This window comes from Halomonas organivorans (assembly GCF_014192055.1).
Taxonomy (GTDB): Bacteria; Pseudomonadota; Gammaproteobacteria; order Pseudomonadales; family Halomonadaceae; genus Halomonas; species Halomonas organivorans.
In genome coordinates this window covers 107,196-127,059 of record NZ_JACHXM010000010.1, presented here as the reverse complement: position 1 = coordinate 127,059, position 19,864 = coordinate 107,196, and the positions used below count along the sequence as shown (strand labels likewise).

Here is a 19,864-nt window from a genome sequence, read left to right as displayed (position 1 = left end):
TTCCAGCTTCCAGCTTCCAGCTTCCAGCTTCCAGCTTCCAGCTTCCAGCTTCCAGCTTCCAGCTTCCAGCTTCCAGCTTCCAGCTTCCAGCTTTTAGCTGGCGGCAATCACCCGCTGGCGCTTCTCCTTCTGCTGCGCCAGCGCCCAGCGCACGTGTTCGCGGACCAGGTCCGAGGGATACGCCAGCCGGGCGCGCAGCGCGGCTTCCACCGTCTCGCTCCAGGGCGCGTTGCCGAGCCCCACTGCCAGGTTGCGCAGCCAGCGCTCGTAGCCGATTCGGCGGATCGGGCTGCCGGCGGTCTTGTCCAGGAACTCCTCCTCACCCCAGGCGAACAGCGCGACCAGGTCGGCGCGGTCCAGGTCGTGGCGCGGTGCGAAGTCCGGCTCCCGGCTGGCCCGGGTGAAGCGAGTGAAGGGGCACACCAGCTGGCAGTCGTCGCAGCCGAACACCCGGTTGCCCATGGCGGTGCGGAATTCCTCGGGGATGGCGCCGTGCAGCTCGATGGTCAGGTAGGAGATGCAGCGTCGCGCGTCGACCACCTTGTCCTCGACGATGGCATCGGTGGGGCAGGCCGTGCGGCAGGCGCTGCAGCTGCCGCAGTGCTCCGCCTCGAACGGCGTGTCCACCGGCAGCGGCAGGTCGGTGTAGAGCTCGCCGAGGAAGAACAGCGAGCCGGCCTTGGGGTTGAGCAGCATGGCGTTCTTGCCGAACCAGCCGAGGCCGGCCTTGCGCGCCAGGCCCCGCTCCATCACCGGGGCGGAGTCGACGAAGGCGCGGTAGCCGAAGGGGCCGATCTCGGCCTGGATCTGCTTGGCCAGCGTGGCCAGGCGCTTGCGCATCAGCTTGTGGTAGTCGCGGCCGGTGGCGTAGCGGGACACGTAGGCCTTCGCCGGGCGAGCCAGCATCCTGGTCGTCTCCACCTCGGGGGGCAGGTAGTCCAGGCGCACGCTGATCACCCGCGCCGTGCCGGGCACCAGTTCCTCGGGGCGGGTGCGCTTGGTGCCGTGCTTGGCCATGAAGCCCATCTCGCCGTGGTGGCCGGCGTCGAGCCAGCGCTGCAGGCGGGCCTCGTCCTCGGCCAGGTCGACGTCGGTGATGCCCACCTGCTGGAAGCCGAGTTCGCGACCCCAGGTCTTGATCAGCGCGGCCAGTTGATCGAGATCGGGGGCGTCGCCCTGGGGAGACGGCTGGGTCATGATTGAGGAAACACCGTTCGGGAAGGAGCCGCAACGCTTGGCGTTCGGCGGTATACAGGACACACTTCGTTGTAACGCATCATGGTAAAGCATCGCCTTCGAGGGAGACAGGGAATGACGGGATCGCCCCGGTCGTCGGGCCGTGCGCTGTATCGCGCCGATCAGGTCCGCGAGCTGGATCGACGCACCATCGCCGCCGGTATTGCGGGCTTCGCGCTGATGCAGCGCGCCGCCGCGGCGGCCTGGCAGGAGTTGCGCGCTGCATGGCCCGAGGCCCGCTCACTCAGCGTGCTGTGCGGCGGCGGCAACAACGGCGGCGACGGCCATGTGCTGGCGGCGCTGGCCGCCGCCGAGGGCTGGGTGGTGCAGCGGGTGGCGCTCAAGCCCGTCGAAGACCTCTCGGGGGATGCCCGCCTGGCCGCCGACATGGCGAGCGCGGCCGGCGTCGGCCTGGAGTCCTGGCGGCCCGGGCTCGCGCTCGAGGGCGAGGTGATGGTGGATGCGCTGCTCGGCACCGGGCTCTCCGGCGAGGTGCGCGGCGCCTTCCGCGAGGCCATCGCCGCGATCAACGCAAGCGGCCGGCCGGTGCTGGCCATCGACATTCCCTCCGGCGTCCACGCCGATACCGGCGCGGAGCTCGGCGTGGCGGTGCGGGCTAGCCGCACGATCACCTTCATCGGCGACAAGCTGGGGCTGCACACCGGCCGCGCCCCGGCGCTGGCCGGCCGGGTGGTCTTCCGTGACCTGGCTGGCGCGGGAGCGGATGCCCCTGCAACAGTAACGGCCGACATGACACCGGCGGCCTGGCTGCTTCATCGCGATATGATCGCCGCGGCGCTGCCGCCAAGGCCGCGGGACGCCCACAAGGGAGATGCCGGCCATGCCCTGGTGCTCGGCGGGGCGCCGGGGTTCGGCGGAGCCGCGCTGCTGGCCGCCGAACACGCTGCGCGGCTGGGCGCTGGCAAGGTCAGCCTGGCCACCGCGCCGGAGCATGTCACCGCCTGCCTGGTGCGTCGCCCCGAGGTGATGGTGCACGGTGTGCGCGGCGCCGGGGATCTCGGCGAGCTGCCCGCCCGGGCCGATATGCTCGTCGTCGGCCCCGGGCTGGGACAGGGCAGTTGGGGCCAGGCGGTGCTGCAGGCGGCACTCGAGGCCGGCCGGCCGCTGGTGGTCGACGCCGACGGCCTGAATCTGCTGGCCAATCGCTTCACCGGCCTGCGGCGCGACGACTGGCTGCTGACGCCGCATCCCGGCGAGGCCGGGCGCCTGCTGGGCACCAGCGCCGCCGAGGTGGAGGCCGACCGCCCAGCGGCGGCCGCCGAGCTGCAGCGCCGCCATGGCGGCACGGTGATCCTCAAGGGCGCCGGCAGCCTGGTGGCGGGGGCCTCGGGCCTGGCGGTCTGCCCCTATGGCAACCCGGGCATGGCCAGCGGCGGCATGGGCGATGCGCTATCCGGCATCCTCGGCGCGCTGTTGGCCCAGGGGCTATCCTTGGAGACCGCCGCCCGGGTTGGCGTCATGGTGCATGCGCTGGCCGCCGACATGGCCGCTGCGGCGGGCGGTGAGCGTGGCCTGCTGGCCGGCGATCTGGCATCCTGTGCGCGAATTCTGGTCAACCCGACGATGGGCGAATGACAATGCAGCTGCGACTCGACGACGAAGATCGCCAGGTGGCCTTCGGCGAATCCCTCGGCCAGGCCCTCGGCGGCCACGGCCGCCTCTATCTGGAGGGCGAGCTGGGGGCGGGCAAGACGACCCTGACCCGTGGCATCCTGCGCGCCTACGGGCATCGCGGCGCGGTCAAGAGTCCCACTTACACCCTGGTGGAGCCCTACGAGCTCGAGGCCGTGCGCGTGCACCACTTCGACCTCTACCGCCTGGGCGACCCCGAGGAGCTCGAGTTCATCGGCGGCCGCGACCTGCTCGCGGACGACGCCCTGTGCGTGATCGAGTGGCCGGCGCGCGGTGAGGGCTGGCTGCCGTCACCCGACCTGGTCGTGCAGCTGGCCCTGGACGGCGATGGCCGCCGGGCGACCCTGACCGCCGGCAGCGACCATGGTCGCCGGGTGATCGAGCGCCTTGCCGACGAGTCGTCGCTGGCCGGCGAGTGGAGCAGGGAGGACGGTCGCGTCTCATGAGGAAGGGAGTCCTGTCTCGCCGCCTGCTCGGCGGCCTCCTGTCACTGGCACTGCTGGCCCCGTCCTGCGCTCTGGCGGCCAGCGTCGACAACCTGCGCCTGTGGGCGGCACCGGACCATGCCCGCCTGGTCTTCGACCTTTCATCGCCCGCCGATGCCCAGGTGTTCAGCCTCGACGACCCACGTCGGCTGGTCATCGATCTGGCGGATACCCGCCTGGCCGCCGATGTGAATCGCCTCGACCTTGACGGCAGCGCCATCAGTGAAGTGCGCACCGGCGTGCGCCATGGCGACGACCTGCGGGTGGTGCTGGAGCTGAACCGGGCGATCGAGCCGCGCCACTTCACGCTGGCACCCAACGAACAGTACGGGCATCGTCTGGTGGTCGATCTCGAGTATCCAGGCGAGAGCGCGGTGGAGGATCCGATCGATCCCATCGAAGCGATGATCCGCGACCAGGAGATCGCCGCCGACCGTGCCCAGGCCCAGGCGAAGGTACAGGGGCGCGATCCGGCCGCGGTGATGCCGACGCGCGAGCCCGCCCAGCCGCATCCCAAGCGCGATATCATCATCGCCGTGGATGCCGGCCACGGCGGTGAGGATCCCGGCGCCTCGGGCCCCAGCGGCACCCGCGAGAAGGACGTGGTGCTGGAGATGGCGCGGCGCCTGGCGCGCAAGATCGATGCCGCCGAGGGCTTCAAGGCGGTGATGATCCGCGACGGTGACTACTACGTGGGCCTGCGCCAGCGGACCCGCATCGCCCGCGAACAGAAGGCCGACTTCTTCGTCTCCATTCACGCGGACGCCTTCCGCAGCCCGCGCCCCCATGGCAGTTCCGTGTTTGCCCTGTCGCAGAGCGGGGCGACCTCCGAGACGGCCCAGTGGCTGGCTGCCACGGAGAATCGCTCCGACCTGATCGGCGGCGTGGATGGCAATCTGTCGCTGGACGACAAGGACGAGGTGCTGCGCGGCGTGCTGCTTGACCTGACCATGACTGCGACCCTCAACGATTCGCTGACCATCGGTGGCCAGGTGCTCGACCGGTTGGGGCGGATCAACGATCTGCACAAGTCGCGGGTCGAGCAGGCCGGCTTCGTGGTGCTCAAGTCGCCGGATATCCCGTCGCTGCTGGTCGAGACCGGTTTCATCTCCAATCCTCAGGAAGAGCGTCGGCTGCGCGACCCCAACTATCAGGAGCGCATGATGGATGCGGTATTTGGCGGCGTGCAGGCCCACTTCCGCCGCAACCCGCCGCCGGCCAGCCTGCTGGCCTGGCAGCGCGACCAGGGGCGGAGTACCGGCGGCGACGAATACCGCATCCAGCCCGGCGATACCCTTTCCGAGATTGCCGCCCGCCACGGCGTGCCGGTGGCCCAGCTGCGCCAGGTCAACGAGCTCAACGGCGACGTCATTCGCGTCGGGCAGGTGCTGCGGATACCCAGTTCATGAGCGCGCAGCTTGACGCTCGAAGAGCGGCGCTGCGCGCCTGGAAGAACCGGGCTTCGCCTGGAGCTGGAAGATCGTCCGCTTCGCGGCCGTAAGCTGGAAGCTTGAAGAAAACCCTCTTGACTCGGATTCTGGAGGCCCCATGTTGCCTTCCAGCTTCCAGCTTCCAGCTTCCAGCTTCCAGCTTCCAGCTTCCAGCTTCCAGCTTCCAGCTTCCAGCTCATAGGGAGTGATATGACAGACAGCCAACCCATCCGGATCCTCGACCCCCGACTGGCCAACCAGATCGCCGCCGGTGAGGTGGTGGAGCGGCCGGCTTCGGTGGTCAAGGAGCTGATCGAGAACGCCATCGACGCCGGCGCCGGTCGCGTCGAGGTCGAGCTCGAGGCCGGCGGCGCGCGGCTGATTCGCGTGCGCGACGACGGCGGCGGCATTGGCGAGGACGACCTGCCGCTGGCGCTGTCGCGTCATGCCACCAGCAAGATCGCTTCGCTGGAGGATCTGGAGGGCGTGGCCAGCCTGGGCTTTCGCGGCGAGGCGCTGGCCTCGGTCAGCTCGGTGTCGCGCCTCGAACTTGTCTCCAACGTCCATGACGACCCCACCGGCGGCTGGCGGGTGGTGGTCGAGGGGCGGCGCATGGAGCCCAGGGTCACGCCCTCGCCGCACCCGCGGGGCACCTCGGTGACGGTGCGCGACCTGTTCTTCAATACCCCGGCTCGGCGCAAGTTCCTGCGCACCGAGAAGACCGAGTTCGGCCACGTCGAGGAGGCGTTCCGCCGCCAGGCGCTGTCGCGGCTCGACGTCGGCTGGGTGCTGCGCCATAACCAGAAGACCATCCACCAGCTGCGTCCCGGCGGCGATCTGGTGGGCCACGAGCGGCGTCTCCAGGCGCTGCTAGGCAAGGCCTTCCTGGAGAATGCCCTGCACCTGGACATCGAGACCGGCGGGCTGCGCCTGTGGGGTTGGGTGGGGCTGCCCACGCACTCCCGGGCCCAGGCCGACCAGCAGTATTTCTTCGTCAACGGCCGAGTGGTCCGCGACCGTCTGGTGGCCCATGCCATCCGTCAGGCCTACCGTGACGTGCTGTTTCACGGCCGCCATCCGGTGTTCGTGCTTTATCTCGAGGTGGATCCCACGGTGGTCGACGTCAACGTCCATCCCACCAAGCACGAGGTACGCTTCCGCGACGGGCGGATGGTCCACGACTTCCTGTTCTCCAGCCTGCACCGGGCGCTGGGCGAGGCTCGGGCCGGGGCGACGCCTGACGGCGAAGGGGCGGGCGGGCAGGACGCCGAGACCCCGGGCGAGCCGTTGGCGGCAGCCACGGGCGAAGTGCGCGAGGCCGCGCCCCAGGCCGCCTGGCAGCAGCAGCCCATGGCGCTGCACGGCCGCGAGGAGAGCGGGGAGCAGAAGGTGACGCCGGACCGGGTGCGGGCCTTCATGGAAGGCTATCGGGCGCTGCACCCCGAGCACGAGGAGAGCCTGCTGACGCCCCAGCCCGCCGCGCCGGGTGCCGGCGGCACCGCCGCGGATGTGGCGCTCGCCGCGCGCCAGGCGACGTCGAACTACCCGAGCCAGCCCCAGGTCGCGCCGCGCCCGGCGATGCCCGAGGCAGACGCCACCAAGGCGCCGCCGCTGGGCTACGCCGTGGCCCAGCTCCACGGCGTCTATATCCTCTCCCAGACCGAGCGCGGCATGGTGATCGTCGACATGCACGCCGCCCACGAGCGGATCGTCTACGAGCGCATGAAGACCCAGGTGCATGGAGGCGCGCTCGAGGCGCAGCCGCTGCTGGTGCCGGTCTCGCTGGCCGCCAGCGCCGCCGAGGTGGCCACCGCCGAGGCCGAGCACGAGGCCTTCGCCAGGCTCGGCGTGGAGCTCGACGTGGCTGGCCCCGAGACGCTGCTGGTGCGTCAGGTGCCGACCCTGCTGGTCGATGCCGACGTCGAGCCGCTGATCCGTGACATGCTCGGCGACCTCGAGCGCTACGGCCGCTCGGACCGACTGGAGGCGCACATCAACGAGCTGCTCTCGACCATGGCCTGCCACGGCAGCGTGCGCGCCAACCGCCAGCTCACGGTGGAGGAGATGAACGCCCTGCTGCGTGACATGGAGATCACCGAGCGCAGCGGCCAGTGCAACCATGGCCGACCCACCTGGACCGAGCTGGGCATGAAGGAACTGGACCGCCTCTTCCTCAGGGGGCAATAACGGTCAGTGAGCCATCCGCATGTCGATCAGTGCCAGGGGCAGACTGTGTCCCTGATGAGCCGGCATGTCGAAGGCCGCTGCCGGGCGCCTTTTCACGCTAAGCCAAGAGAATGACAGAACACCCCATGCCCGATACCCGCCCACCCGCCATCTTCCTGATGGGCCCCACCGCCGCCGGCAAGACCGACCTGGCTATCGCGTTGCACGAGCGGCTGGGCTGTGAGCTGATCAGCGTCGACTCGGCGATGGTCTATCGCGGCCTGGATATCGGTAGTGCCAAGCCGTCGGCCGATGAGCTGGCCCGCGCGCCGCATCGACTGATTGATATCCGCGATCCGGCCGATCCCTACTCGGCGGCGGAATTCCGCGAGGACGCGCGCCGCGAGATGGCCGAGATCACGGCGCGGGGCAAGGTGCCGCTGCTGGTGGGCGGCACCATGATGTATTTCCAGCGCCTGGTCGAGGGCGTCGCCAACCTGCCGTCGGCGGACCCGGCGGTGCGTGCGGCGCTGGAACGAGAGGCCGACCGCGACGGGCTGGGCGCGCTGCATGCCGAGCTGGCGAGGGTCGATCCCGCCGCCGCCGAGCGCATCCACCCCAACGATCCCCAGCGCCTGATGCGGGCGCTGGAGGTATATCGAGTCAGTGGGCGTTCGCTGTCCGAGCTGTGGGCGGAGCAGCGTCCGGAAACCTTTCCCTGGCGCACGCTGTCGATAGGGCTCGCCCCCAACGACCGGGCCGTGCTGCACGAACGCATTGCCGCTCGCTTCGATGCCATGCTGGCGGGTGGCTTCCTCGACGAGGTCGCCGCCCTGCGCGCACGAGGCGACCTGGATCCCGGGCTGCCGTCGCTGAAGAGTGTCGGCTATCGTCAGGGGTGGGAGTACCTGGCCGGCGACGTCGACCATGCGACCTTTCGCCACCGGGGCATCGTGGCGACCCGGCAACTGGCCAAGCGACAGCTGACCTGGATGCGCGGCTGGCCGGGCCTGCACTGGGTCGACAGCCTGGGAGCCGATCCCTTCGCCGAGGTCCTGAAACTGGTGCGCGAATTCGGGACTTAGCGTAAGATGGTCGTTTCGAGTGGCCGTACGATCGAGCCCATCGGTTAACCCGTGTCGCCCCCGGACGGGGCGAGCACAGAATGATCAACTCCAGAAACAATTCAGGGAGAGCAACATGTCCAAAGGGCAGTCCCTTCAAGATCCGTACCTGAACATCCTGCGCAAGGAGCGCATTCCGGTATCGATCTTCCTGGTCAACGGCATCAAGCTGCAGGGCCAGATCGAATCCTTCGACCAATTCGTGATCCTGCTGCGCAACACCGTCAGTCAGATGGTCTACAAGCACGCCATCTCCACGGTCGTGCCGTCGCGCAACGTGCGGCTGCCGGCCCCCGACGCCGGAGCGCAGTCGGATAGCAACGCGTGAGGTATTGATTGTTTTTCGAACGTCCCGACGCCGGTGAGACGGCGGTTCTCGTCCATGTAGACTTTCAGGACGAACAAGAGCGAGAAGACGCCGGCGAGTTTCTCGAGCTGGTGCGCTCGGCCGGTGCAGAGCCGGCCACCCTGCTGACCGGGTCGCGCAACCGTCCCGACCCCCGGGCCTTCATCGGCTCGGGCAAGGTCGAGGAGTTGCGCGATGCCTTGCAGGTCCACAAGGCCGAGCTGGTGATCTTCAACCACGCCTTGAGCCCTTCCCAGGAACGCAACCTCGAGCAGTCGCTCAAGTGTCGCGTGCTCGACCGTACCGGCTTGATCCTCGACATCTTCGCCCAGCGGGCGCGGACCCACGAGGGCAAGCTGCAGGTGGAGCTGGCCCAGCTCGAGTACATGTCGACCCGGCTGGTGCGCGGCTGGACCCACCTGGAGCGTCAGAAGGGCGGCATCGGCCTGCGCGGGCCGGGCGAGACCCAGCTCGAGACCGACCGCCGGCTGCTGCGGGCGCGTATCAAGGCGATTCACAAGCGACTCGACAAGGTGCGCAGCCAGCGTAACCAGAATCGTCGTGCGCGCTCGCGGGCCGAGATTCCCAGCGTCTCGCTGGTCGGCTATACCAACGCCGGCAAATCGACGCTGTTCAACGCCCTGACCGCTTCTAGGGTCTATGCGGCCGACCAGCTGTTCGCTACCCTCGACCCGACGCTGCGACGTCTGGAGGTCGAGGACGTGGGGCCAGTGGTGCTGGCCGATACCGTCGGCTTCATTCGTCACCTGCCGCACAAGCTGGTGGAAGCCTTCCAGGCCACCTTGCAGGAGGCCGCCGAGGCCAGCCTGCTGGTCCACGTGATCGATGCGGCCGATCCGGATCGCGAACTCAACGTGAGCCAGGTGGAAGAGGTGCTGGACGAGATCGGGGCCCTGGAGGTGCCGACGCTCAAGGTGATGAACAAGATCGATCTGTTCGACAGTGCCCCGCGCATCGAGCGCGGTGCCGATGGCCGCCCCGAGACGGTGTGGCTGTCGGCGCGAGACGGCAAGGGACTGGAGCTGTTCGAGCAGGCGCTCTCCGAGTGCCTGGCCGATGACATCATCGACTTCGACATCTCCCTGGAGCCGCAGCAGGGCAAGCTGCGGGCCGGCCTGCACGAACTGGGGGCGGTACGCGAAGAGCGTTTCGACGACATGGGGCATACCCTGCTGGAGGTGCGCCTGCCGCGGCGTGACTTCCTGCAGCTCATGGCACGGCTCGGCGAGCGCGCCGACGACTACCTGCCGGAGGCCCTGCAGGAGCGCCCGCTCTGGGAGCAGTGAGTCGCGGGCAGTGCGCCGCGGAAAATGAAAGAAGTCGCCTTCGGGTGCCGGTGGCCCAGTGAGGGCCGGCACCACAAGGATCGCAACCGATGCCCGGCGCGCGAAAGCGCGACGGAATGCAACGTAGACTGGAGACGACGTATGGCCTGGAATGAGCCCGGTGGCGGCAACCAGCACGACCCCTGGAGCGGGGGCGGGCGCCGAGGCGGTAACGGTGGCGGGGGCAACCGCGGCGGCGGTAACCAGGGGCCGCCCGACCTCGACGAGGCCCTGAAGAAGTTTCAGGACAAGCTGAACAGCATGCTGGGCGGTCGCGGCAAGCGCGGCGGAAGCAGCGGTGGCGGTGGCAAGCCGCGTAACGCCTTCACGCTGCCGGGCCTGCTGCTGATCGTGGCGCTGGCCATCTGGGCCGCCTCCGGTTTCTACCTGGTCGACCAGTCCGAACGCGGTGTGGTGCTGCGCTTCGGCAAGTTCCAGGAAGTGGTCACGCCGGGCCTGCAGTGGAACCCACCGCTGATCGATGACGTGCGCATGGTCAACGTCACTCGGGTGCGCTCGGTCACCCAGACCCAGTCGATGCTGACCCAGGACGAGAACATCGTCTCCGTCGAGATATCGGCCCAGTACCAGGTCGCCGATCCGCGCGGCTACGTGCTCAACGTGCGCGACCCCGAGCTGTCGCTGGAGAACGCTCTGGACTCCGCGCTGCGCCACGTGGTGGGCGGCACCGACATGATCGACATCCTGACCTCCGGCCGCGAGATCCTCGGCACCGCGGTGGCCAGCCGCCTGCAGTCCTACCTGGACAGCTACGGCACCGGCATCCGCCTGCAGACGCTCAACGTCGAGTCCACTTCGCCGCCCGATGCGGTGCAGGACGCCTTCGACGATGTCATTCGCGCTCGCGAGGATCGCCAGCGCACCATCAACCAGGCCCTGGCGTATGCCAATGCCGTGATCCCGGCCGCCCAGGGCGAGGCCCAGCGCATCGTCGAGCAGGGGCAGGGCTATCGCGAGTCGGTGGTGGCCGAGGCGCGTGGTCAGGCCAACCGCTTCAATGCGCTGCTGACCCAGTACCAGGATGCCCCGGCGATCATGCGCGAACGCCTCTATCTCGACGCCCTGTCCGAGGTCTACGGCGAGACCGCCAAGGTGATGGTCGACGTGAGCAGCGAGGCGCCGCTGATGGTGCTGCCGATGGATCGTCTCAGCCAAGGGACCACCGGGGCCGCTGCCGGCCAGAACGACGACGCCTCGTCGCTGGATCCCCGCTTGCTCGAGCGCCTGCGGACTTCCCAGTCCGAGAATGACAGCAGCAACAACTCCAGCAGCAACGGAATCCGCAGGGAGGGCCGTTAATCATGATCAATAACCGTTCCCTGCTCATCGTCGGCGGCCTGGCCGCCGCGGCCTGGCTCGCCAGCAACAGCCTCTACGTGGTCGACGAGACCGAGCGCGCGGTGAAGCTGCGCTTCGGTGAGGTGGTCGAAGAGAACATCCAGCCGGGGCTGCATGCCAAGATCCCGATCACTCAGACCATCCGCAAGTTCGATACCCGGGTGCTGACGCTGGACACCGATCCCAGCCGCTATCTGACCCTGGAGCAGAAGGCGGTGATCGTCGACTCCTACGTCAAGTGGCAGGTGATCAACCCGACCCGCTACTACGAGGCTACCGCCGGCGATGAGCTGCAGGCCGTGCGGCTGATCCAGCCGCGGGTCGACGAGAGCCTGCGTAACGAGTTCGGTCGCCTGAACCTGCAGCAGATCATCTCCGAGCAGCGCGACGAGCTGATGACCGGGCCCACCGAGGATCTCGACGAGCGCCTGCGCGATGAACTCGGGGTGGCGATTCTCGACATCCGGGTCAAGCGCATCGACCTGCCCGAGGACGTGTCCTCGGCGGTGTACGAGCGGATGCGCTCCGAGCGCGAGCGGGAAGCCCGCGAATGGCGCGCCCAGGGGCAGGAAGAGTCCGAGCGCATTCGCGCCAACGCCGATCGCCGCCGTCGGGTGCTGCTGGCCCAGGCCAACGAGCGCGCCGAGACGCTGCGCGGCGAGGGCGATGCCGAGGCCGCGGCTATCTTCTCGGAGGCCTACGGCAAGGACCAGGAGTTCTTCTCCTTCTGGCGCAGCCTGGATGCCTATCGCAACAGCTTCAAGGGCGACGGCAACATGCTGGTGCTGGATCCGTCCAGCGACTTCTTCCAGTACCTCAAGAGCCCGAACGCCCAGACCGACGGATGACGACCGAGTCACGGGGCGGCGGTGTCGTCGCCCCGTCTCGGGGTTCATCCCGCGGGCAAACGTGATAGACTCCTGTAACCGGGCGTGGCCCGGTTTTTTTGTGGCCTCACCACGGGGTTTTCGTGGCCGCACCACTGCCCGGCAATCCCCTCCGGCACCCCCGCCATGATGTCACGCCGCGAGGCTTGCCGAAGGCCAATCACCGTCTTGCAGGAAGAACGACATGACCATCGCTGACCGCTGGCTGCTGCCCGACGGCATGGACGAGGTACTGCCGCCTCAGGCCAGCCGTATGGAGGAGCTGCGCCGGGCGTTGCTCGATCTCTATCATCGCTGGGGCTACGATCAGGTGATGCCGCCTCCGGTGGAGTTTCTGGATTCCCTGCTCACCGGTACCGGCACCGAGCTGGATCTGCAGACCTTCAAGCTGACCGACCAGATGACCGGGCGGATGATGGGCGTCAGCGCCGATGTCACCCCCCAGGTCGCGCGTATGGATGCCCACTCCCTGAAGCGCCAGGGTCCGGTGCGGCTGTGCTATTGCACCACCGTGCTGCGCGCCAAGGCCGACCAGCACCAGGGCGGCCGCAGCCCGGTACAGGTTGGTCTCGAGCTGTTCGGCCATGCCGGCCTGGAGGCCGACCTGGAGATCTTGCGCCTGGCGCTGACCAGCCTGCAGGTCGCCGGCGCCGGTGAGGTGCACCTGGCGCTGGGCCACATCGGCATCTACCGCAGCCTGGTGGAGGCCGCCGAGCTGGCCCCCGAGCAGGAGAAGGCAGTGTTCGAGGCCCTCGAGCTCAAGTCGCCGGGCGAGCTGGCGGCGCGGGTCGAGCAGAGCGTGAGCGATCCGGCGCTGGCGGCGATGCTGTGCGCGCTGGGCGAGCTGCACGGCGGCCCCGAGGTGCTCGACCAGGCCCGTGAGGCCTTCGCCGAGGCACCCCAGGCGGTGGGCGCGGCGCTGGACCAGCTGCGTGCCCTGCATGCCGGCGTGGTCGCCGAACATCCCGAGGTCGACCTGTACTTCGATCTGGCCGAGCTGCGCGGTTACCAGTATCACACCGGGATGATGTTCGCCGCCTACGTACCCGGCTATGGCCAGGCACTGGCCAAGGGCGGCCGCTATGATGACACCGGCCGCGCCTTCGGCCGCGCCCGGCCGGCCACCGGTTTCTCGCTGGAGCTCAAGCTTCTGGCCTCCCTGGCGCCCAGCGAGCCGCGCCACGATGGCATCTGGGCTCCGGCCGAGGGTGATGGCCTGGCCGAGGTCATCAATGCCCTGCGCCAGCAGGGCGAACGGGTCGTCCAGGCGCTGCCGGGGCAGCGCACCGGCCCGCAGGAACACCGCTGTCAACGACGCCTGGTCCAGGCCGACGGCGGATGGCAGGTGGCACCGCTGGCGCCGTCCGGCGATCAGGCCTGAAACCATATCGGCACCGCCCCCGAGACCGGCGGCGCAGCAACGAGAGACGAGAGCACTATGGGCAAGAACGTAGTCGTACTGGGCACCCAGTGGGGTGATGAAGGCAAGGGCAAGGTGGTCGACCTGCTCACCGAGTCCGCTGGCGCGGTGGTGCGCTTCCAGGGCGGGCACAATGCCGGCCACACCCTGGTCATCGACGGTGAGAAGACCGTCCTGCACCTGATTCCTTCCGGCATCCTGCGCGACGACAAGACCTGCGTGATCGGCAACGGCGTGGTGCTGTCCCCGGAAGCGCTGATCGAGGAGATTCGCGAGCTGGAAGCCAAGGGCGTGCCGGTGCGCGAGCGCCTGCGCCTGTCGCCGGCCTGCCCGTTGATCCTGCCCTACCACGTGCGCCTCGACCAGGCCCGCGAGAAGGCGCGCGGCGTGGCCAAGATCGGCACCACCGGCCGTGGCATCGGCCCGGCCTACGAGGACAAGGTGGCGCGCCGTGGCCTGCGCCTGGGCGACATGCTGCACCGCGAGCGTTTTGCCTCCAAGCTCGGCGAGGTGCTGGACTACCACAACTTCGTGCTGACCAAGTACCACGGCGAGGAGCCGGTGGACTTCCAGCAGGTGCTCGACGACGCCATGCGCATGGCCGACGAGCTACGTGCCATGGTCTGCGACACCGTGACCCTGGTCCACGACATCCGCAAGGCCGGCGACAACATCCTGTTCGAGGGTGCCCAGGGCTCGCTGCTGGACATCGACCACGGTACCTATCCGTTCGTGACCAGCTCCAACACCACGGCCGGCGGTACCGCCACCGGCTCCGGCGTCGGTCCGCTGTACCTGGACTACGTGCTGGGCATCACCAAGGCCTACACCACGCGCGTCGGCTCTGGTCCCTTCCCGACCGAGCTGTTCGACGAGCACGGCCGCCACCTGGCCGAGAAGGGCCACGAGTTCGGGGCCACCACCGGCCGCGCGCGCCGCTGTGGCTGGTTCGATGCGGTGGCCCTGCGTCACGCGGTGCAGATCAACTCTGTGTCCGGTATCTGCCTGACCAAGCTCGACGTGCTCGACGGCCTGGAGAACATCCGTGTCTGCGTGGGATATCGCAGCAAGGACGGCGAGGTGCTCGACAACCCGGTGGATTCCGAGGGTTACGAGGCCATCGAGCCGGTCTATCAGGACCTGCCGGGCTGGAGCGAGTCGACCCTGGGCGTCAAGCGGGTCGAGGAGCTGCCGGCCAACGCCAGGGCCTACATCAGCTTCCTCGAGGAGCAGGTGGGCACCTCCATCGACATCATCTCCACCGGGCCGGATCGCAACGAGACCATCGTGCTGCGTAATCCCTTCGGTGAATAAGCCCTGCGGTGAATAAGCGCCGCGGCGGGTAGGCCTTCGGGCCTCCCTCCGAACGACGACGGGCCGGCAGGAGACTGCCGGCCCGTCGTCGTTCGTGAAGGCTGTCGTCAGCGCTGCGCCGATGCCGTTCGCAGGGCATCCATGGCGTCCTCGTCGGACAGCAGGTCATGCAGCGTCTGGGCGGCCATCTCGCCGTCGCCTTCCATTACCTCATCGAGCCACAGCAAGGCCTGCTCGCGGTTGGCGTTCTCGAGCCCGTTGGCGGTCAGGTAGGCCTTGGCCAGCGCCAGGCGTGCGGTCTCGTGGCCCTGGCGAGCGGCTGCCAGCAGGTAGTCGGCGCCCTGGCGACGGTCCATGTCGAGGGTCTCGCCGCGCAGCAGCTCCCGGCCCAGGGTCGCCTGGGCACCGGCATGGCCCTGCTCGGCGGCCTGCTCGAGCAGGCGTCGGCCGCGTTCGACGTCGGTGGGCATGCCGCCGTCGCCGCGCAGCAGGGCGGTGCCCAGCAGGGTGCGGGCCGACAGGTTGCCGGCCTCGCTGGCCCGGCTGAGCCAGGTCTCGGCCTGCTGTGGATCGGGGCTGACTCCCTTGCCCTCGAGGTAGGTGGCGCCCAGCAGCTGGGCGGCGTAGTCGTCGCCGCTGTCGGCGGCCTGGCGCAGCAGCTCGAGACCTCGCTGGGTGTCCTGATCGACATGCTTGCCTTCCAGCAACACCTCGGCCAGGGTGAGCCGCGCACCGCCATTGCCGTTGGCGGCGGCCTGTTCGAGCAGGCGCAAGCCGCGCTCGGGGTCGGCGGGCAGGCCGCGACCGGTCAACAACAGCTCGCCCAGGTCGGCGCGGGCGCCGGCGTGGCCAGCACCGACGGCGCGCTGCAGGTAGTGGGCGCCCTTGGCCGGATCGCGCGGGACGCCGTGGCCGTCGAGATACATGCGGCCCAGGTCGGCGGCGGCACCGGCGTGTCCCTCGTCGGCGGCGCGCGTGAGCCAGATGCGCGCCTGTCGCAGGTTCTGCTGCACGCCGCGCCCGTTGAGGAACGCCTCACCCAGGGTCGCCATGGAGCCGGGGTGGCCGTCCTCCGCCGCCTGGACCAGGGCCTCGATGTTGCCGGCCTCGCCCTGGTCGTAGCGTAGCTGCGCCAGTGCCTCTTCGGCCGACGGGTGCCCGGCGTTCCGGGCCCGGGTCAGCCACTGCCTGGCCTTCTGGAGGTCGCGCGGGACGCCCTCGCCCTTGCGATAGGCGCGGCCCAGCACCACCATCGCGTAGGCGTCGCCCTCCTGGGCGGCTTCTTCCAGCAGCGCGACGCCGCGGGACGGTCGACGCTGCTTGAGGGTTCCGTCCAGGTAGCCGGCGCCGAGCGCCGTCCTGGCGGAGGCGTCGCCGGCCTCGGCCGCCCGGGTCAGCAGTTCCTCGGCCTTCGAGGGGTGATAGGGCAGCACCTCGCCTGCCAGGTAGCCCTCGCCGAGCAGGCGCAGGGCGGCGGTCTGGCCCTGTTCGGCGGCCTCGCTCAGCAGCTGCTCGGCGCGACTGCCGTCGGGGGCCACGCCGCGGCCTTCCAGGTACATCTGCCCCAGCTGCTGGGTGGCGTAGGGATGGCCAAGCTCATGGCCGCGCTCCAGGTAGTCGCGTGCCATGAGCGGTTGGCTGGCGTGGGCCTCGTCGTCGAGGTAGTAGGCGCCGAGCAGGGCCAAGGCCAGGCCGTCGGCCTGACCGGCGGCCTGCTCCAACAGTTCGATGCCCCGCTGCGGGTGGGCGGGCAGCCCCTCGCCAGTGAGCAGCGCCTGGCCCAGGGTGACCTTGGCGTTGACCGAGCCCTGGGCGATGGCGGCGCTCAGCCAGTGCTGCGCCTGGTCGGGGCGGTGGGCCACGCCGTTGCCGCCTTCCAGCAGGGCCTTGCCCAGAGCCTCCATCGCCGACACGTCGCCGGCCTCGGCGGCCTGCTCGAGCATCGACAGGCCGCGCTGCGGGTCATTGCCCTCCAGCAAGGTGCGCCCGGTCTGGCTCAGGGCGCCGGATTCGCCGGCATCGGCGGCCCGAGTCAGCCACTGCATGCGGCGCTGTGGCTGGTCGCCCAGCAGCCCGTCTTCGCCATACAGGGAGGCGAGCTTGGTCATGGCATTGACGTCGCCCCCGTCGGCACGCTGTTCCAGTCGCTTGGCATAGCGCTGGGCGTATTGCTGCGTGAGTGCCGGATCTTCCTTCATCCAGCCGCCGGGGCCATGGGCCTTGGCCAGGGCGACCAGGGCGTCTTCGTTGTCCGCCTCTGCGGCGCGTTGATAGAGCGAGGCGGCCAGTTCGGGATCGGCGTTGACCCCTTGGCCGCCCTCGGCCAGCAGCTCGGCAAGCGCGGCGTCGGCCCGCGGGCCGACCTCCTCGTCGGTGGCTTGCTGCAACAGGTAGTAGGCGAGTACGTCGTTGCGTTCGACGCCGCGTCCCTCGCGATACAGCTCGGCCAGCTTGAGCGAGGCGTTGCCCAGGATGTAGGAGGGTGTCTTGATGGCCTCGGCATACAGGCGAGCGGCGCGCTCCGGATCGGCAGGCACGCCCTTGCCCTGGTCGAAGATCTTGGCCATCTCGTAGTAGCCCTTGGGCAGCCCCTTCTGCATCAGCGTCTCGAGCTCGGCGATGGCCTCCTGGCTGTGGCCTTCCTCCAGCAGCTGATGCGCCTTCTCCACGGTGTTCTTGTGCATCCATTCCAGGGGGCGTGGCTGGCCGCCGTCGAACCAGTCTGCGTACTGGGGCGGCACGGGGGCGGTGACGTGGGCGTCGGGCTGCGGGGTGACGGCACAGCCGCTTAGAAAGGCCAACAGGGTGGCCGAGACGGCCAGCTTGCGCCTCGGCAACTGGCCGAGGGAGTGGGGGGGATGTGGAAACTTGGTCATGATGTCGGTTTGCCTCGCGGTAATGGATGAACGTCGGGGCGAGCGCTCATTGCTCGCTCAGGCCCTTGAAGGCGGCGTCCTCGCGCTGCTTCTCATCCATGACGATGTTCTGCTGGGCGTCGGTGGCCATGACGTAGAGCGTCATGTAGCCGCCGGCGCTGCGGTTGTAGATGGGACGCTGCCGGCGAATGAAGTCGGCGATCCGCGGATCGTGGTAGCGGGACTGGTAGATCTCCATCCACGAGAAGTACTGGCTGTCCTTGAGGAAGCCGGTGTATTGCTCGTGTGGGGCCATGTCGCCCAGGGCCATGGGGCTCTCGAAGGCGTCCAGGGCGAAGTCGACGGCGTCCCGGATGGTGTGCCCGTCGACCTCCAGGTCGAAGATGTCGTAGCCCTGACGCTCGATGACGCGCATGTTGGTGATCAGGTAGAGCAGGGCATAGTTCTGGTAGTGGGTGGCGCGCCGCCCGCGGGCCACCTCCATCGGCAGGGCACCTTCCTCGGTGATGTCGTGCAGGGCGGAATAGATCGCGCTGACGCCAAAGCGGAACAGTTCGTCGTCCTCGGTCAGCACGCCGACCATGCTCGCGTAGAGGGCGCGGCGGTAGAAGTGGTTGTTGCAGCAGCTGTTGCCGGGCTGGCCCTGGATGTCGGAATGCTGGTGGGCCAGGCCGTTGAGCCAGCGCTCGATGCGCTCGCGCTCCTCCTGCATGCCCTCGATCTCGGGGCGCACCACCGAGTAGGCCATGGCCGCGGCGAAGATCATCGATTCGGTGGCGAACCAGGCCTGTGGCTCCATGGAGTCGTAGTAGAAGTTGGTCAGCGCCTCGTCCTGGGACCACTTGTCGAGGAAGCGCACCAGGCACTCGGCGTAGTAGGCGTCGCCGGTGGCCACGTAGCTGCCGGCCAGGTGAGAGACGTTGTCCTCGAACTGGAACAGCGGCTCCGAGGCCAGTTCCCACTCCTTGGGGCTGGGGTAGTAGCCTGGAATCCGCATGCGGGTGTCGATGGGCTCGTACGCCAGCAGCTGCTCGCAGCTGGTGCCCGTCGACAGCTGGTCGATCTCCTGCAGCAGAATCGGATTGTCGGTGTCCTCGAGCATCGCCATGCGCTTCTCGACGTCGAAATAGGAGGCGTCGGGGGACGTCACCTCATACGCCGAAAGATCGAGCTCGGCGCGTTCCTCGAGGGTCATGGCCTGGGCCGCGGGCAGCCCGCCCGCGCCCAGCCCGCACAGGGCGAGGGAGACCCCGGCGAACAGGCGACGGGGCAGGAGGGAGCGGCGTGAGCCGCTAGGCTGGGGCATGGACATCGGCTCTCCTCGTGCCGCTGGATCAGGTGCGGGGTGCATAGAAGCGGAAGCCGGCAAAATCGACCCGCTGATCGCGGGGCGTGCGCCAGTCCTCGCCGTGGCCACCGAAGAAGGTGGAGAACATCAGGCCGTCGATGGTCACCGCGTCGGTGGTGCGATAGACGATGCCCTGCTGCTCGAGGATCGGTCGCCCGTTCACCCACACGCGGGCCAGTCCGTTGTCCTGGCCGGGGTCGTTGAGGATGATCTCCTGCTCGAGGGTCACCCACTGGCCGGTGGGAAAGGTCCAGCGCCCCCGGCCCACCGACTTGCCGTACTCCTCGCCCTGGCCGACCGCGTACTCGTAGAGTTCGCCCTGGCCGTCGGTGCGCCACATGTAGCGCATGGAGAAGCCGTTCTTGCCGTCGGCTTCCTCACCGCCGCTGGGGGCCTCGCCGCCGAACAGCCCGGGCAGCTTGCCGCCCTTGACGAAGTCGAAGCCGGGCTCGAAGCGAACCCGGTACTGCAGGCAAGCGCGCTCGGCGCCGGCCAGAGCGCCGGGCTTGGCATAGAAGCCCGCGCCACCCTTGTCGGTGTCGCCGGGCGAGGAGGTGCCCGCCGGATAGAGCACCCGCAGGCCGGCTTCCTCGAGGCCGGTCTCGGTGGCCGCCAGCAGTTCGACGTTCTCGTCGGTGCCCCAGTCTCGCTGGGTACCGAAACCGTCGCGCACGGCGGCCTTGGCATCCTCGGCCTGGGTGGCGGGCGCCGGGGCGGCGACCAGTGGATAGCGAGTCGAGCAGGCCGGTTCGCCGGGGATCGTCAGCTCGGCGTCCTCGCTGCCCTGGGCCGTGGTAGCAAGGCCGGGTAGCGCGGCCGCCAGCATCAGGATGAAGAGGCGACGCGTGCCGTTAGGAAGTCGGTTGGCAGACAT

General features: G+C 69.0%; 15 protein-coding genes. 11 read left to right on the top strand and 4 right to left on the bottom strand.

All coding sequences use genetic code 11. From position 1 onward, the window contains the following. Positions 1-93 precede the first annotated feature (93 nt). Entirely contained in the window at positions 94-1,197 is a 1,104-nt protein-coding gene (gene queG, locus FHR96_RS12140) for a tRNA epoxyqueuosine(34) reductase QueG (protein WP_183387946.1), read from the bottom strand. Between the two features lie 114 nt (positions 1,198-1,311). On the opposite strand from queG, the gene FHR96_RS12135 reads away from it, so the two are divergent. The 11 genes from FHR96_RS12135 (at position 1,312) to FHR96_RS12085 (ending at position 14,766) form a co-directional block, all read left to right on the top strand. Beyond that, a complete protein-coding gene (locus tag FHR96_RS12135) occupies positions 1,312-2,832 on the top strand; it encodes an NAD(P)H-hydrate dehydratase (RefSeq protein ID WP_183387945.1) in 1,521 nt (506 codons plus the stop codon). Positions 2,833-2,834: 2 nt separating this feature from the next. Continuing rightward, complete coding sequence (gene tsaE, locus FHR96_RS12130) at positions 2,835-3,335, top strand: tRNA (adenosine(37)-N6)-threonylcarbamoyltransferase complex ATPase subunit type 1 TsaE (protein ID WP_183387955.1); 501 nt, start codon at positions 2,835-2,837, stop codon at positions 3,333-3,335. After that, on the top strand, positions 3,332-4,783 hold the full coding sequence (locus FHR96_RS12125; protein ID WP_183387944.1) for an N-acetylmuramoyl-L-alanine amidase: 1,452 nt from the start codon (positions 3,332-3,334) through the stop codon (positions 4,781-4,783). Before tsaE ends, FHR96_RS12125 begins: the two co-directional genes overlap by 4 nt. A gap of 231 nt (positions 4,784-5,014) precedes the next feature. Further along, positions 5,015-6,991 (top strand): DNA mismatch repair endonuclease MutL, encoded by a 1,977-nt coding sequence (gene mutL / locus FHR96_RS12120; protein ID WP_183387943.1) that lies wholly within the window; start codon positions 5,015-5,017, stop codon positions 6,989-6,991. Between the two features lie 125 nt (positions 6,992-7,116). Next, positions 7,117-8,055 (top strand): tRNA (adenosine(37)-N6)-dimethylallyltransferase MiaA, encoded by a 939-nt coding sequence (gene miaA / locus FHR96_RS12115; protein WP_183387942.1) that lies wholly within the window; start codon positions 7,117-7,119, stop codon positions 8,053-8,055. Between the two features lie 115 nt (positions 8,056-8,170). Continuing rightward, on the top strand, positions 8,171-8,422 hold the full coding sequence (hfq, locus tag FHR96_RS12110; RefSeq protein ID WP_097790042.1) for an RNA chaperone Hfq: 252 nt from the start codon (positions 8,171-8,173) through the stop codon (positions 8,420-8,422). 8 nt (positions 8,423-8,430) lie between these two features. Next, complete coding sequence (gene hflX, locus FHR96_RS12105) at positions 8,431-9,747, top strand: ribosome rescue GTPase HflX (RefSeq protein ID WP_183387941.1); 1,317 nt, start codon at positions 8,431-8,433, stop codon at positions 9,745-9,747. A gap of 141 nt (positions 9,748-9,888) precedes the next feature. Next, positions 9,889-11,106: an FtsH protease activity modulator HflK gene (gene hflK, locus FHR96_RS12100; protein WP_183387940.1), complete on the top strand. Its 1,218-nt coding sequence runs from the start codon at positions 9,889-9,891 to the stop codon at positions 11,104-11,106. Between the two features lie 2 nt (positions 11,107-11,108). Beyond that, a complete protein-coding gene (gene hflC, locus FHR96_RS12095; RefSeq protein WP_183387939.1) occupies positions 11,109-11,993 on the top strand; it encodes a protease modulator HflC in 885 nt (294 codons plus the stop codon). Positions 11,994-12,216: 223 nt separating this feature from the next. Beyond that, entirely contained in the window at positions 12,217-13,413 is a 1,197-nt protein-coding gene (locus FHR96_RS12090) for an ATP phosphoribosyltransferase regulatory subunit (RefSeq protein ID WP_183387938.1), read from the top strand. 57 nt (positions 13,414-13,470) lie between these two features. Then, the gene (locus tag FHR96_RS12085; RefSeq protein ID WP_183387937.1) at positions 13,471-14,766 is read left to right on the top strand and encodes an adenylosuccinate synthase; all 1,296 of its coding nucleotides are present in this window, start codon (positions 13,471-13,473) and stop codon (positions 14,764-14,766) included. Positions 14,767-14,873: 107 nt separating this feature from the next. Here FHR96_RS12085 and FHR96_RS12080 read toward each other — a convergent pair whose 3' ends face one another. From FHR96_RS12080 to FHR96_RS12070, 3 genes are read right to left on the bottom strand one after another with little or no spacing between them, the layout of a single operon-like run. Then, positions 14,874-17,642 carry a tetratricopeptide repeat protein gene (locus FHR96_RS12080; protein ID WP_183387936.1) on the bottom strand — a complete coding sequence of 923 codons (2,769 nt, stop codon included), beginning with the start codon at positions 17,640-17,642 and terminating at the stop codon, positions 14,874-14,876. A 46-nt stretch (positions 17,643-17,688) separates the two neighbouring features. Continuing rightward, positions 17,689-18,954, bottom strand: coding sequence for an alginate lyase family protein (locus FHR96_RS12075; protein WP_246392915.1), 1,266 nt, complete (start codon positions 18,952-18,954; stop codon positions 17,689-17,691). A 22-nt stretch (positions 18,955-18,976) separates the two neighbouring features. After that, complete coding sequence (locus FHR96_RS12070) at positions 18,977-19,864, bottom strand: polysaccharide lyase (RefSeq protein ID WP_183387935.1); 888 nt, start codon at positions 19,862-19,864, stop codon at positions 18,977-18,979.